This window comes from Sphingomonas sp. GW821-FHT09B04 (assembly GCF_059418285.1).
Window position 1 is genome coordinate 38,579 of the sequence record NZ_JBWKPO010000005.1, and the last position, 15,520, is coordinate 54,098.

A 15,520-nucleotide genomic window follows, 5' to 3' on the forward strand; every position below is an offset into this window, starting at 1 on the left:
CCTCTCTTCCCCATGAGGCCGGATAACCGGCGATTAGGGGGAGACAGCCAATGGGCGAGCAGCGGAAAGTGCGGAGCGGAGCGCGGGCCATGTTTCTGGCCGGAGCGGCGATTGCCAGCCTCGGCACCGGCATGGTGGCGACGCCTGCCTGGGCGCAGGCGGCGCGGCAATATTCGGTCCCGGCAGGCGATGCGGGCGATGCGGTGCAGACCATCGCGCAGCAATCCGGTCTTCAGGTCATCGCCCCAGCGGCGGATCTGGCGGGTGTGCGCACCCATGCGATCAAGGGCAGCTTCAGTGCGGTCGAAGCGCTGCGACGCATGTTCGCGGGGACCGGCCTTGAGGTCGTCCAAACCGCCGGTGGCGCGGTGATGGTTCGCCGTGCCGCGGCGGCGCAGACGGAGCAGGAAGCTCCAGTCCCAGCGGCGAGCGAGGACGTCGTCGTCACCGGATCGCGTATCCTGCGGCCCGGGTTCGACACGCTGCAGGCTGCGACCTCGACCGATGCCGAGGAGATCGAACGGCGCAGCTATACCAACGTGCTCGAAGCGTTGCAGGACACGCCGGGTTTTGCGCCCGCGGCGTCGAGTCAGATCGGTACCAGCCAGGGCACGCTCGGCATCGCGCAGAGCTTCGCCAATTTCTTCGGGCTGGGTTCGCAGCGCACGCTAAGCCTCGTCAACGGTCGCCGCTTTGTGTCGTCGAACACTGTGTCGGGTTCGGGCGGCTCGACCTCGCCGGGTTCGCAGGTCGATCTCAATCTCATCCCGGTCGGGCTGATCGAGCGCGTCGAGACCGTCGCGATCGGCGGCGCGCCGGTCTATGGCTCAGACGCGATCGCCGGCACCGTCAACGTCATCCTCAAGGAGAATTTCGAGGGCTTCCAGCTCACGGGCCAGAACAGCATCAGCAGCCGCGGCGATGCCGCGAACCAGATGGTGCGCGCGCTGGTCGGCAAGAATTTTGCAGGCGGGCGCGGCAACATCGTGCTCGGCGCCGAATATGTCCGTCAGGAAGGCATGGTGCTCGGGCGCCGCTTTCCGTTCCGCTTCCTCACTCCATCGGGCAACAGCAATCCAAGCGATGGCATCTCCTCGCTGATGGTAGTCGACGAACTTCGCTATGCGCCGCTGACCGATGGCGGTCTGCCGTACACCGCGGGCGCGCCGATGGCCGCCACCTATATCCGCGATGCCGCAGGTAACCCGCTGCAATTCGGAACCAATGGCGATCTCGTGCCCTTCAACGTCGGAGCGCCGTTTTTCGGCTCGGCTATCTCGGGAATTCCGGTTTACGCCAGTGGCGGGGACGGGATGAATCCAGCAAAGCATACCAGCCTGTTGTCGCCGAATGAGCGATACCTGTTCAACCTCAACGCCAATTTCGACGTGACCGACAGCGTCAACTTTTTCGTCGAGGGCTCCTATGCTCATACCAGCGGCACGAAGCTGTCCGATCTGTTCCAATTCGCAGCCCCGGGTATCCTGGGCGGACCGGCGATCAACATCAGCGTGAACAACCCGTTCCTTACGCCTCAGGCGCGCGCGACCCTGGCGGCGAACGGCATCACCAATACGTTTCGGCTCAATCGCAACTTCAACGATATCGTCGACCGTTTCCCGGCCAATTCCACCTTCGACGTCTTTCGCATCGTCGCCGGGCTGAAGGGCGACCTCAAGATTGGCGGCGAAGCCTGGAACTGGGATATTTCGTACAATTACGGGCGAAGCCGCAATCGTACCGAGTTCAACTCGATCAACCTTACCCGGCTCCAGAATGCGATCAACGCGACGAGCACCACGACCTGTGCGGTCGGAGGAAGCTGCGTGCCAATCAATATCTTCGGCGAAGGCGCGGCCAGCGACGCGGCGGTCAACTATGTGCTCGACCGCGGCGTGGGCATCAGCAAAAACTCGATGGGGGTGTTTTCCGCGAACATGGGTGGCGCATTGCCGTTCGGCATTGGCGGGCCGATCTCGATCGGTATCGGCTATGAGCACCGGCGTGAGGCGGGGTCGTTCGACGGCGACGCTATCCTCAATGGCGGCTTGACGCTGCTGGGTGGAGCGATTGCTTACCCCGACGCGGCCGAAGGCAGTTTCAACACCGATGAATTCTATGGCGAAGCCGTCGTTCCGCTGATCAGCGACGCGATGAATGTGCCGCTGGTCAAGTCGCTCCAGGCCGAGGGTTCGATCCGCTATGTCGACCATTCAGTCTCGGGCGGCGACATCACCTGGTCGGGCGGTGCGCGGATGCAGACGCGCCTCGACGGGCTGACCTTGCGCGGCGTCTATACCCGCGCGATCCGCAACCCGTCGCTGGTGGAGCTGTTCCTCAACACCACGCCGGTGGCACGCAGAGGCGACGACGTGTGCGCCGCCAGCCGCGTTGCTGCCGGACCCAATCCCAGTGTCCGCCTTGCCAACTGCACCGCGGCGCTCGCTGCTGTTGGGGGACCGGTGCCCGGCCAGTTCCTCCCGACCACCAACGGCGCATCACCTTTCGGCCAGGTCGGCGGAAATCGCGATCTGGAGAATGAGAAGGCGCGTTCATGGTCGCTGGGTCTCGTTTATCAGCCGCCGTCGATCCGCAACCTACGGCTGTCGATCGATTACAGCCGCATCCGGCTCGCGAACGCGATCTCGCGCTTCGATCTCGGCACTGCGCAGGCGGCTTGCTACGATAGCCCGAACTTCCCGAACGAGACCGCCTGCCAGGCGTTCCGTCGCCTGAATGTGGCGGAAGCGGCGGCACAGAGCGCGGCGACGGGACGGCAACGCATCGCGGGCGATCTCGCCGATGGCTATCAGGAAACCTATTATAACAGCGCCCTGCTCGACTTTGCGGGGATCATCGGCGAGATCAACTACGCCTTCGCCGTGCCGAACGTTGCGGGTACCGAACCGGGCCAGCTGCGGCTGGGGCTCAAGGCCTTCTACATCGACTATTTCCGGAACCAGACTTCTGGCGGGTCGCCGGTGATCGAGGGGGCGGGGACCGTTGGTTCGCCGCGCTGGGACGTCAACGGCCGGATCGGTTACAGTTTCGATCCGTTCGACTGGGATGTGCAGGTGCTGTGGAGCAGCAAGACCGTCAACAGCCGGACCGCGACGATTGAGAACACGCCGATCAACGACTATCCGGCCTACACGTTGGTCAACACGACCTTCAGCGCCAAGGTCACCGAAAACTTATCACTGCAGTTCACGGTTCGCAACCTGTTCGACCGCGCAGTCCCGTATCCGGCGACGGTGACACGCTCGTTCGGGGTGTACGATCCGATCGGGCGGACCTTCACGGCGCGCGCGGCGGTGTCGTTCTGATGCGGGCAGGTCTGATCGCTGCCGCACTTCTGCTTGCTCTGCCCGCCGCCAACGCGGCGGAGCAGACCAAACGCTATACGATCGAGCAGTTGATGGCGGCGGAAACGTTCGGCGGCATCTCCTTCTCGCCCGACGACCAGCTGCTGCTGACCACCAGCAACCGCACCGGCATAGCCAATCTCTATACGGTGCCGGTGGCGGGCGGGCCGATGCAGCAGCTCACCCATTCGACCAAGGAGACGGTCAACGCGATCGGCTTTTTCCCCGACGACCGCCGCATCCTCTATTCGAGCGATCAAGGCGGTAACGAGCTTGCGCATATCTATGTGCGTGAGCTCGACGGCAGCGTGCGCGACACGACGCCGGGGACCAAGCATGTCGCGCGCTTCGTCGAATGGGCCAAGGATGGGAAATCCTTCTTCGTCCAGACCAACGAACGCGATCCGCGCTATTTCGACCTCTATGAGATCACGACCGACGGCTATGTGAAGACACTGCTGTTCGAGAACGACAAGGCCTATCAGATCCGCGCCGTCAGCGCCGATCGCCGCTATGTCGCGATGAGCCGCATCCACGACAACGCCAACAAGCGCGTCTATGTCTATGACCGTACTGCTAAGGCGCTGCGCGAGGTCACCGCCGGATCGACCCCGGTGTCGGGCGAGCCCGAGACCTTCGCACAGACCGGGTCGACCCTCTACTTCACCACCGACGATGGCGGCGAGTTCACCAAGCTCGCCCGGGTCGATCTTGCGACCGGGCGGCGTGAGACGATCTTCGCGCCCAAATGGGACGTATCCGGCGCCGCCCTCAGCCGCGACGGCCGCACGATCGTCGCGACGGTGAATGAGGATGCGCGCGGCCGGCCCTATCTGTTCGACGCCACGACGCTCAAGTCGATCCCGCTCGCCGATCCGGCGCCGGGGGCGAGCGTCGGTCTGCGCCTCGGCAACCGTGGAGCGATCGCGGCGATCTCGCTGACCAACGGTGCGACGCCGGGCGATATCGCGATCCTCGATCTCAAGACCGGCAAGCGCCGTCCGCTGCTCAACGCGCAGGCGCCCGGCGTCGCGCAGGGCGATCTCGTCCCCGGCAAGATGGTCCGCTTCGCCTCCTATGACGGGGTTCAGGTGCCGGGCGTGCTCTATGTGCCGCACGACGTCAGGCCCGGCGACAAGCGGCCGGCGGTGATCCATGTCCATGGCGGCCCCGGCGACGAGAGCCGGATCGGCTACCGCCCGCTGATGCAGTATCTGACCAACGGCGGTTATGTCGTGTTCGAGATCAACAATCGCGGCAGCTCGGGTTCGGGCCGCACCTTCTACCATATGGACGACAAGAAGCACGGCGACGCCGATCTCGACGATGTCGTCGCGGCGAAGAAGATGCTGGTCGCCACCGGTTTCGTCGACGGCGACAAGATCGCGATCGAGGGGCAGAGCTATGGCGGCTACATGACGCTCGCAGGGCTCGCTTTCCGGCCGAAGGAGTTTGCGGCGGGGGTCGACATCTACGGCGTGTCGAACTGGCTGCGGCTGCTCAGGAACACCCCGCCATGGTGGGAGGATCTGCGCCGCCTTCTCTATACCGAGGTCGGCGATCCGGCGACCGACGAGGCTTATCTGACCAAGATCTCGCCGGTGTTCCATGCCGACCGGATCGAGCGGCCCTTGCTCGTGCTTCAGGGGGCGAACGATCCCCGCGTGCTGCCGATCGAGTCCGAGGATATCGTCGCCAAGGTCAAGGCGCGCGGCGTTCCGGTCGAGTATATCTCCTTCCCCGATGAGGGGCATGGCTTCCGCAAGAAGGCCAACCAGATGGTCGCCTATCGCGCGATCCGCGACTTTCTCGACAGGCATGTCGCCAGGCGTGGCGACGATCCGGATGCGGCGCGCGGCGGCCTGCCGATCGGCGAATGAGCGGCCCGACGATGAGCCGGCGGGCGCTGCTCGCCGGCAGCGCCGCGCTCGCCGCATGGCCGGCTGCGGCGGCGGCATCGGGTGAGGCCGCGCGGCTCGACGCGTTCTTCGAGGCGTCGTTCCGCAAGCGCATCGCTCGCAATCCGCTCAGCCAGTCGGGGCTCGGCATCAAGGACGGACAGAGCCTTTGGCCCGATCCGGGCGATGGGCGTGCCGTCGAGGATGCGGCAATCCTGCGCGCTGAACTCGCCGAGCTGGCACGGTTCGATACAAGCGCGCTCGATCCCGAGCGCCAGATCAGCGTGCGGTTGTTCGACTATGCGGGGAAACAGGCGCTGACCGCGCATCGCTGGCGCGGCAATCGCTATCCGGTGTGTCAGATGCGCGGGCCGCAGCGCGTCATTCCGCAGACGCTGATCAACAACCATGCGATCGCCGACCGCGCGGATGCGCAGGCCTATGTCGCGCGGCTGCGCGGTGTGAAGCCCTATCTGGAAGCGATTGTCGGCGGGCTCGACACGCAGGCTGCGGCAGGGGTGCTGCCGCCCAATTTTTCCTACCCGCTGGTGATCGGCAATTGCGCGGCGCTGATCCGCGGTGCGCCGTTCGGCGGTACCGGAGACAGCCCGATCCTTGCCGATTTCCGCGAGAAGGTGGGCAAGCTTGCGATTACGGAGGGGGAGCGCGCACGGCTGGTACAGGATGCCGAGGCGGCGATGCGTGACGGCTTCGGCCCTGGGTTCCAGACGCTAATCGCGTGGCTCGAACGAAGCCAGGCACGCATGGCGGGCAACGACGGGGTGTGGAGTCTGCCCGAAGGCGACGCCTATTACCGCGCCGCGCTCGAGCTGGAGACGACGTTGCCGCTTACCCCGCAGGAGGTGCATCGCACCGGGCTGGAGGAAGTCGCGCGTCTGCATGCGGCAATGCGCGCGGTCATGGCCCGGTCAGGTTTCACCGGATCGCTGACCGATTTCTTCGCGTTCGTCGGCAAGGACGATCGCTTCTATTTCCCGAATACTCCAGCGGGCAGGGCCGCCTATCTCGACGCGATGCGCGGGCATATCGCGGCGGTCGAGGCCCGGCTGGGAGAGGTGATGACGCGCGTCCCCAAGGCGGGGATGATCGTCAAGCCGGTCGAGCCGTGGCTCGAACGCTCGGCCGCGACCGCGGGCTATTTTGCACCCGCGCCCGATGGGTCGCGGCCGGGAATCCTCTACGTCAACACCGTCGAGATGCGGAACCTGCCCAAATATGAGCTGTCCGCGCTCGCCTTTCACGAGGGCGTTCCTGGGCACCATCTCGAACGCGCGGTCAGCCAGGAGCTGGCGCATCTGCCCGCCTTCCGGCGGCAGGGCGGCTACACTGCCTATAGCGAGGGCTGGGCGCTCTACGCCGAGCAACTGCCTTATGCGATGGGTCTCTACACCGATCCCTATCAGGAATTCGGCCAGCTCTCGCAGGAGTTGATGCGCGCTGGGCGGCTTGTCGTCGATACCGGGCTGCATCATCTGCGCTGGAGTCGCGAGCGCGCGATTGACTGGCTGGTCGCCAACACGCCGGGTAGCCGCGCCGATCATGTGACGGCGGTGCAGCGCTACATCGTCACGCCGGGGCAGGCGACGGCGTACGAGATCGGCAAGCTCAAGATGGTCGGGCTGCGCGAGCGCGCGGAGAAGACTCTCGGGCGCGGCTACGACCTCCGGCGTTTCAACGATGCGTTGCTGGGCAGCGGACCGCTGCCGCTCTCCCTGCTCGATGAAGTGATGACGCGCTGGATCGCGAATGGAGGCAAGGCATGACGGTAACGCGCCGCGGGATGATGGGCGCGCTCGCCGCGGTGGCGGTGCCGCTGCCCGCCTGGGCGCTTACGGAGAACGAGGACGCTCGGCTCGATGCCTTTTTCGAGCGCGTGTGGCAGCGCGGGATTGACCGCAATCCGGTGCGCCAGTCGCAGCTCGGCATCAAGCGCGATCAGGACAAATGGAACGATGTCAGCGAGGCGTTCGCGATCGAGAATCTCGAGCTGCTGAAGCAGGATCTTGTGGTGCTCGCCGGGTTCGATCGGGCGAAACTGTCGCCGCAGGCGCGGATCAGCGTACGGATGTTCGAGGACGATGGCCGCAAGGCGGTGGCGCGCTTCGCCTTGCGCCGCGACGACTATCTCATGACCCAGATGGGCGGGATGCACACGCGCGTGCCGGTCACCCTGCTCAACGCGCATAACATCGCGGATCGCGCCGATGCCGAAGCCTATTGCGCGCGGATCGAGCGCGTGGGGCCGCTGATTGATCAGGTAGTGACGGAACTGGCGCGACAGGAGGCTGCGGGGGTCTCGCCGCCGCGCTTCGTCTACCGACTGGTGATCGAGCCGAGCGAGAATATGCTCAAGGGCCGCCCGTTCGACACCACCGGGGTCGACTGCCCGATCCTCGCTGATTTACGCGCGAAGCTGGCGAAGGCGAACATTGCCGATGCCGAGGCACTGGTCGCACGGGCGCAAGCCGGGCTCAATGGACCGTTCGCTGCGGGCTACCGCAAACTGATTGCGCATCTGCGTGCGGCCGAGGCGAAAGCGGACACGCGCGACGGGGTTTGGAAGCTGCCGCGCGGGGACGCCTTCTATCGCCAGCAGCTCGAAAACTACACCTCGCTGCCGCTGACAGCTGAGACAATCTACGAGCTGGGCCTGACGCAAGTCGCGCGCATCCATCGCGAGATGAGCGCGATCATGCGCAAGGTCGGCTTCGCCGGCACGCTCCAGGCATTCTTCGAGCATGTCCGCACCGATCCGCGCTTCTTCTATCCGCAGACCGACGCCGGCAAGGCCGCCTATGTCGCCGATGCCGAACGGCTGCTCGCCGAGATACACGGGCGGCAAAGCGAGATGTTCACGATCATCCCAAAGGCACCGGTTGTAGTGCGTCCGGTTGAGGCATGGCGCGAGAAGTCCGCGGCCAAGGCCTTCTACGCCAACCCGCCGCAGGACGGATCGCGCCCCGGGGTGTTCTACATCAACCTCTACGACATGAAGGCGCAGCCCAAATGGCAACTTGCAGCGACGCTCTATCACGAGGCGATTCCGGGCCATCACATCGAGACCTGCGTCGCGCATGACATGGCCGGGCTGCCCAAGTTCCGCCGTTTCGCGAGCGAGACGGCGTTCAGTGAGGGCTGGGGCCTCTATTCGGAGCGGCTACCCAAGGAACTCGGACTCTATGCCGATCCCTATGACGATTTCGGGCGCCTCTCGCTCGAACTGATGCGCGCGTGCCGGCTGGTGGTCGACACCGGCATCCACGCCAAACGCTGGAGCCGCGAGCGCGCGGTTGCCTACATGGATGCGAACATGCCGAGCAGCAACTACGACAACCAGCGCGAAATCGACCGCTACATCGTCCTGCCGGGTCAGGCCTGCTCCTATTATGTCGGGATGCGCAAGATCCTCGAACTGCGCGAGCGGGCAAAGGCGAAGCTGGGCGCAAGGTTCGACATTCGCGGCTTCCACGACACCATTTTGGGCAACGGGCCGCTGCCACTGCCGATTCTGGAGGAACAGGTCGATAGCTGGATCGCACGCGGGGGAGTTCGTTGATGGCACGCAATTCAATCAGCCTGATGGGGCTGCTGCTTGCGAGTGCGGCCCATGCCGAAGCGCCGCACTATGACATGAAGGCCAAGTTCGATCCGGATGGAGCGCTGCACGCCGATGTCACCGTGACGCTGACCGAAGCGTTGCCGGAAAAGGCATTCCTGCTTTCGAAGCGCTTCACGCTCGAGCCGATGCAGCTGCCGCAGGGCGTGACGATGGCGAGCGAGCCATCGGCCTCGCCAATGCCTGACCTCGTCAAATACAGCTTCCGCTTCGACCGTCCGAGTGCGCAGCCGCGCAAGCTGCGCTTTCGCTATGCGGGGCCGATCGCAACGGCGAACGACAGCGGTAACCCGCCGCTGCGGCCCGAAGGCTATGAGCTGTTCATCGATCATATGTGGTTCCCGGTCGGCGCCGATATCCAGACGCGCTTCACGGTCGATGCGACGATCGACGGCCTTGCGCCCGATCTGATCGTGGTCGCGCAGGGCGATGTCACGCGGACCCCGACCGGCGCGCATATCCGCCGCAACTTCGTCGATGTCGATCTGCCGATGGTGGCGATGCGCGGCCTCAAGCGCGCCTACGCCCATGGTGTCGAATTCTATGCCCGCGATCTCGATACGCGACTGTCCGGCTTCTACGTCAAGCATGCCGAGGGCGCGGCACGCTATTTCGAGGCGATGTTCGGTCCGCTGCCGCGCAAGGTGCGGATCGCGCAGGTCTGGCGGCCCAAGTCGCTGGGCTATGCCCGGACGGCCTATACCGTCGTGTCCGAGGGCGGCCGTAGCGGGCCCGACGTCGCCGAGATCAACCCGGCCGCCTATGTCGCGCACGAGATCTCGCACGCCTGGTGGATGCTCGCCAGCCCGTTGACCGACGATTTCTGGTTGGTTGAATCGACCGCTTCCTACATGGCGCAGCGCTATCGCGAGGCGGCGTTCGGGGTTGCTGAGGCCGAGAAGGCGCTCGCCGAGCTGCGCAAGGCCGCGGCGACCGCGGGAGCGGTGATGGGGCATGGCCGCCCGAACCGCGTTCAGCTCTATGCCAAGGGGCCGGTGCTGCTGGTCGATCTCGAGCGGCGGATCGGGCGTCCGGCAATGGATCGGCTGATGGCCATCATGGCGCGTGAGCCGGTGCACACCACCGCGATCTTCCTCAAGCATTTGACCGCGATCGGCGGGGCCGATGCCGCGCGTGACTTCAAGGCGGCGCTGCACGCCGCCTGAGCTTCAGTGGCTGGGCGGTCCGTAGAGCCGCTCCGCCCGCCGGCGCAGCAGCTCGGCGCTCCCCAGCAGCAGTGTGGAGGCGATCACCAGCAGCGTCGCCGCCGCGGTAATCGCCGGGCTGATCTGCTCGCGCACCCCTTCGAACATCTGGATCGGCAGCGTGCGCTGTTCGGGTCCGGCGAGGAACAAGGTAACGACGGTCTCGTCGAACGAGGTCATGAACGCGAACACCGCCCCTGCGGCTACGCCGGGTGCAATCAGCGGCAGCAGCACACGAAGCAGGACGGTCGTCGGGCGCGCGCCAAGACTGGCTCCCGCGCGCAGCAACGACCCGTCGAAGCCGTGGAGCGAGGCCGCGACCACGATCACCACGAATGGCGCCGCCAAGACGGTGTGTGCAATGATCAGTCCGACGAAACTGTTCGTGAGGCCGATGGGCGCGAACAGGAAGTAGAAGGCGATCGCGACGACGATCACCGGTACCACCAGCGGCGCGCCGAGCAGGGCGACGACCAGTGGCCGTGCGCGCGACTTCAAATTGACCAGGCCGATCGCGGCGAGCGTGCCGAGCGGGGTCGCGATCGCGGTGGTCGCGCCGGCGATGATCAGGCTGTTGGCGAAGGACCGCGTCCAGTCCGGCGATGTCGCCAGCATCCGGTACCAGCGCAGCGACAGCCCGCTCTCGGGGAAGACGAGGAAGCTGGTCGGGTTGAACGACATCGGCACGATCGCGAGGATCGGCAACAGCAGGAAGGCGAGGACGAGCCCCGCAAACCCGATCAGCGCGATGCGGGCTGCGTGTTCGCCGCGGGAAGCCGGCGCGCTCATATGGGGCGCCATCCGGAGACGGTGCGCCCGAGGATCAGCACGGCGCCGAGCGGGAGGACCAGCAGGATGCTGAGCGCCGCGGCCATGCCCCAGTTGAGCGAGCGGTTGGTGTAGAAGGCGATCGATGCGCTCACCATCTGGTCCGCGCCGCCGCCGACCAGCGCCGGGGTGACGTAATAGCCGAGCGCCAGCGTGAACACGATCACCGCGCCCGCGATCACGCCCGGCAGCGTCTGGGGGAAATAGACGCGGACAAAGGCGGAGACCGGCCCTGCGCCGAGCGAGCGCGCCGCACGCAGCGTGTCGGGCGGCACCTGCCGCATCACGCCGTAGAGCGGCAGGATGAAGAACGGCAGCAGCACATGCGTCATGGCGATATACACTCCGGTCCGGCTGTAGAGCAGCGGCAACGGCGCCTGCGCGAGCCCAAGCGACTGGATCAGCCCGTTCACCACTCCGTTGGTCTGCAGCAGCACGACCCAGGCAGTGGTCCGCACCAGCGTTGAGGTCCAGAAGGGGAGCAGGACAATGATCAACAGAGGGTTGGCGAGCTTTGGCGGGGCGCTCGCGACCATGTAGGCGACAGGGTAGCCGAGGATGACGCAGAGCAGGGCGACGATCGCGCTGATCTTGAAGGTGCGTAGCAGAATCTCGACGAAGACGGCCTGCTCGGAAGGAACGCTGACGATCCGTCCGTCGGCATCGACGCGGCGATCGAGGGCTGCCCAGATGTAGAAGCTGCTCGACGGCCCGCTGGCGTGACGCATCGCCGACCAGGTCGCCCGATCGCCCCAGCGGGAATCGATCCGGGCGAGGTCGGCGACGGAGCGGCCGTCCGCACCTTGATCGAGCCGCGCTGCGGTCGCGAAGATCAGGCTGCGCGAGCCGACAATGTCATAGTTCAGACGGTTGGCGACCCGATTGATCGTCCCGGCGCGCCGCGCTGCGCGCATCTCGCCTGCAGCGGTCGCCGCAGCCGTGTCAGAAGGAAGGCCTGCACCGTCCCATGCGCGCAAGGCTTCCGCGGTGCGTGGCATCACGGCGGGCAGCTCTTGCTCGCTCACCCCGCGCATCAGCATCATTGCGACCGGTGCGGCGAAGGCGACGAGCAGCGTGAGGAGAAGCGGCGCGAGCAGCGCGAACGGCCACAACCGCCTCACTGCGCGACCCAGGCATTGAAGCGCTGTGTCAGCTCGTCGCCATATTCGACCCAGAAATCGCCATCGAGCTTGAGCGCGCGCTTCATGTTCTCGGGCTCGGTTGCAGTATTTTCGCGCCAGCGCGGCTCAATCGCGTCCTGCGCCGCACGGTTGGTGAGACCCGTCGGCATGATCCGCGCGAGGTTCATCTGATTTTCGGGCCGCGTCGCGAAGCGGATGAACTGCATCGCTTCGGCCTTGCGCGGGCTGTTCTTGAGGATCGCCCAATAATCAACGGCATAGATGTTGCCATTCCATTGCAGCTTGAAGTTGCGCTTCTCGTCGCGATTGGCGACGACGAGGCGGCCGGGGCTGGTGACCGACATGACTACTTCGCCCGAGCCGAGCAGGTCGGGGACTTGCGCCACCGACGACCACCACACGACATGCGGCTTGAGCTCGTCGAGCTTGCGGAAGGCGCGATCGACCCCGGCGCGGGTGCGCAGCTGCGGATAGATTTGTGCGGCCGGCACGCCATCGGCCATCAGCGCGATTTCGAGCGCATATTTGGGCGTCTTGCGAATGCCGCGCTTGCCGGGGAAACGGCGGACATCCCAGAAATCGGCCCAGCTCTGTGGGCCTGCGCCGGCGATGCGGTCGCCGTCATAGCCGATCAGATAGGACCAGAGTTGCGACCCGACGCCGCAGGTGTTGACCGCGGCGTCGGTGAACGCTGCGCGCCCGCCGAGCGCGGCCCAATCGAGCGGCTCGAACAGACCCTCTTCGCAGCCGAGGATGATCTCCTCTGTCTCAGCCTGGACCACGTCCCAGCTGGTGTCCCCGCCCAATACCTTGGTGCGGATCACTCCGATCCCGCCGTGCCAGCTATCCTCGCGCACCGTGATGCCGGTCGACTTGCTGAAGGGCGCGACCAGCGCCTGACGATCGGCCGCCTGCGAGCTGCCGCCCCAGCCGACCACGGTCAGCGGGCGAGGCTCTTCTGTGCTGCCGCACCCGGCCAGCGCCAGTAGCGCGGCAAGACCGGCGAACCATGTTCCAAACCCCCTTGGAATCATCAATTTGCCCCTTCCACAGCGTCTTTTTGAGCGAAGGCGAACGCGCTGTCGACTGTCCAGCCGAGCGCAATCTGGTCGTCGCGAACGGCTCCCGGTGAGCGCGCCGTAACCTGTCCGCCGCCCGGCAGCCGCGCATAGATGCGCGTATGGTCGCCCAGATAGAGACGGTCTTCCACCACCGCATCGAAGCGGTTGGCGAGCGCGCCGGCTTGTTGGCCGGTCTGCACTGCTTCGGGGCGGACAGTGACGATGGCTCGGTCACCCGCAGCCAGGCCGTTGCTCGCACGGGCGCAGACCTTCGCCCCGCCTGCAATCTCGACCGTGCAGCGATCGTTGCTGCGTTCGACCACCACGCCGTCGAGGCGGTTGTTCTCGCCGATAAAGCCCGCGACGAAGGCGTTGGCCGGCATGTCGTAGATCGCGCGCGGCGTATCGACCTGTTGCAGCCGCCCACCCGCGAACACTGCGATCCGATCGCTCATCGCCAGTGCCTCCGCCTGATCGTGGGTGACATAGATCACGGTGATGCCGGTGCGGCGCTGGATCTGCTTGATTTCGACCTGAAGCTTTTCGCGCAGCTGGCGGTCGAGTGCGCCGAGCGGCTCGTCCATCAGCACCACATCGGGGTCGAAGATCAGTGCGCGGGCGAGCGCCACGCGCTGCTGCTGACCGCCCGAGATGGTATTGATGCGGCGATTGCCGAAACCCTCGAGATTGACGAGGGCCAGCGCCTCGTCGATCCGCGCATTGGCCGCGGCACCGCGGATGCCGCGTACGGCGAGCGGGAAGGCGAGGTTGCTGGCGACCGACATGTGCGGGAACAGCGCATAATTCTGAAACACGACGCCCATGTTGCGACGATGCGGCGGCTTGTCGGCGAGCGAGGCACCGCCAAGGCGGATGTCCCCCGCGCTCGCGCGTTCGAACCCGGCGAGCATCATCAATGTGGTGGTCTTACCCGACCCTGATGGTCCGAGCAGCGTCAGGAACTCACCCCGGCGCACGACCAGATCGAGGTCCGCGACTGCCCAATGCGTGCCGTCATAGGTCTTGCCGACGCCACTGAGCTCGACCAGCGCGGAATCGATGGCGCTGCTCACCGCGCGGTCATCGCGCGATAGACCTGCGCCAGACGGACGATGCCGGCGTCGATCATGTCCGGAGTGGCGAAGCTGTAGGAGAGCCGGACGTGGTTGCGCGGCGGCGCGCGGTTGCCGGTGCTGGCGCCCGCGAAGAAGCGGCTTCCGGCGATCAGGTTGATCCCGGCCGTTTCGGCATCGGCGGCGAGCCGGTCGCCGTCGATATGCACGGGCAGGGTGAGCCACAAATAGTAGCCGCCATCGGGTACCTGGATTCGGATTTCGGGCAGTTCGCGGGTGAGTGCCGCGAGCATCCGGTCGCGGCGCAGGCGATAGGCGTCGCGAACGCGGGCGACATGTTCGTCGAACGCGGGCGAACGCCCGAACTCGTAGAGGATTCGCTGGATCAATGCCGACGAGCCGCCCTCTGCCTTGAGCCGGATCAGTCGCGCGATGATCGCGGGATCGGCGGCGACCCAGCCCATTCGCAGCCCCGGCGCGACGAGCTTGGAGAAGGTGCCGACGTGAAGCACGATGCCGTGCGGGTCGAGCGCCTTGAGCGAAGGAATGGCCTCGCCCTCGAAGCGCACGCGGCGATAGGGCGTGTCTTCAATGATCGCGATGCCATGGCGCGCGGCAAGATCGACGAGCGCGCGGCGGCGATGGAGCGGCATCGTCACGCCGCTGGGGTTATGGAAATCGGCGACATTGTAGATCAGCTTGGGCGGCGGCAGACCTTCGGCCGCGCGCCGGGCAAGCGTTGCTTCGAGTTCGTCGATGCGGATGCCGGCTTCGTCCTGCCCGATCTCGATGAACTCGACGCCATAGACACCGAAGATCGGGATCGCAGTGAAGTACATCGGTGCGGTGACGACGATCGCGTCGCCTTCGTCGAGCAGAAGGCGGGAAATGAGGTCGAGGCCGTTCTTGGCGCCGTTGACGATCAGCAGGTTCTGCGCGCTCAGCGAGCAGCCGTCGCGGTTCATGAGTTCGGCGATCCATTCGCGCAGGAGCGGCTGCCCCTGACCTGCCGAATATTGCAGCGTCTCGCCACGATGTGCGTTGAGCGCGATCTCCGCGAACGGGGTCAGATCGGGCAGCAGATCAGGCGCGGCAAAGCCCGAATCGAATGCGATGACGCCATCATCGAGTTCGGACGGAAAATGCGACCCCGGAAACACGGTCGAAAGCCCCGCCGCGCGGCGTGCAAGACGTAGATCAGCCACCCCTTCTCCATTCTTTTCGCAACCCGCATTCGTCGCGAGCGGCCCCGATTGGAAGGATGGTCGGCGCCCGCAAATCCGCCATTCGATTGAGGGGCTGGGGGATTTT

10 protein-coding genes are annotated in these 15,520 nt (G+C 65.7%); 5 read left to right on the top strand and 5 right to left on the bottom strand.

Annotated features, from left to right (window positions below):
* The first annotated feature begins 89 nt into the window (after positions 1 to 89).
* Genes AC07NK_RS16000 through AC07NK_RS16020 form a run of 5 tightly spaced genes read left to right on the top strand, consistent with a single transcriptional unit; the run spans position 90 to position 10,066 of the window.
* Positions 90 to 3,326 (top strand): TonB-dependent receptor domain-containing protein, encoded by a 3,237-nt coding sequence (locus AC07NK_RS16000; protein WP_495171605.1) that lies wholly within the window; start codon positions 90 to 92, stop codon positions 3,324 to 3,326.
* Positions 3,326 to 5,245: a S9 family peptidase gene (locus AC07NK_RS16005; protein ID WP_495171606.1), complete on the top strand. Its 1,920-nt coding sequence runs from the start codon at positions 3,326 to 3,328 to the stop codon at positions 5,243 to 5,245. Before AC07NK_RS16000 ends, AC07NK_RS16005 begins: the two co-directional genes overlap by 1 nt.
* A gap of 11 nt (positions 5,246 to 5,256) precedes the next feature.
* Positions 5,257 to 7,047 carry a DUF885 domain-containing protein gene (locus tag AC07NK_RS16010; RefSeq protein ID WP_495171607.1) on the top strand — a complete coding sequence of 597 codons (1,791 nt, stop codon included), beginning with the start codon at positions 5,257 to 5,259 and terminating at the stop codon, positions 7,045 to 7,047.
* Complete coding sequence (locus AC07NK_RS16015) at positions 7,044 to 8,840, top strand: DUF885 domain-containing protein (RefSeq protein WP_495171608.1); 1,797 nt, start codon at positions 7,044 to 7,046, stop codon at positions 8,838 to 8,840. Before AC07NK_RS16010 ends, AC07NK_RS16015 begins: the two co-directional genes overlap by 4 nt.
* The gene (locus tag AC07NK_RS16020; RefSeq protein ID WP_495171609.1) at positions 8,840 to 10,066 is read left to right on the top strand and encodes a M1 aminopeptidase family protein; all 1,227 of its coding nucleotides are present in this window, start codon (positions 8,840 to 8,842) and stop codon (positions 10,064 to 10,066) included. Before AC07NK_RS16015 ends, AC07NK_RS16020 begins: the two co-directional genes overlap by 1 nt.
* Positions 10,067 to 10,069: 3 nt before the next feature.
* Here the strand turns inward: AC07NK_RS16020 and AC07NK_RS16025 are convergent, their stop codons facing one another.
* The 5 genes from AC07NK_RS16025 to AC07NK_RS16045 are packed head-to-tail and all read right to left on the bottom strand — an operon-like array spanning position 10,070 to position 15,414.
* On the bottom strand, positions 10,070 to 10,894 hold the full coding sequence (locus tag AC07NK_RS16025; RefSeq protein WP_495171610.1) for an ABC transporter permease: 825 nt from the start codon (positions 10,892 to 10,894) through the stop codon (positions 10,070 to 10,072).
* On the bottom strand, positions 10,891 to 12,054 hold the full coding sequence (locus AC07NK_RS16030) for an ABC transporter permease (RefSeq protein ID WP_495171611.1): 1,164 nt from the start codon (positions 12,052 to 12,054) through the stop codon (positions 10,891 to 10,893). Before AC07NK_RS16030 ends, AC07NK_RS16025 begins: the two co-directional genes overlap by 4 nt.
* Positions 12,051 to 13,109, bottom strand: coding sequence for an ABC transporter substrate-binding protein (locus AC07NK_RS16035; protein ID WP_495171612.1), 1,059 nt, complete (start codon positions 13,107 to 13,109; stop codon positions 12,051 to 12,053). The genes AC07NK_RS16030 and AC07NK_RS16035 overlap by 4 nt, the downstream gene beginning before the upstream one ends.
* A complete protein-coding gene (locus AC07NK_RS16040) occupies positions 13,109 to 14,209 on the bottom strand; it encodes an ABC transporter ATP-binding protein (protein WP_495171613.1) in 1,101 nt (366 codons plus the stop codon). Before AC07NK_RS16040 ends, AC07NK_RS16035 begins: the two co-directional genes overlap by 1 nt.
* Positions 14,206 to 15,414, bottom strand: coding sequence for an aminotransferase-like domain-containing protein (locus AC07NK_RS16045; protein ID WP_495171614.1), 1,209 nt, complete (start codon positions 15,412 to 15,414; stop codon positions 14,206 to 14,208). The genes AC07NK_RS16040 and AC07NK_RS16045 overlap by 4 nt, the downstream gene beginning before the upstream one ends.
* Positions 15,415 to 15,520 lie beyond the last annotated feature (106 nt).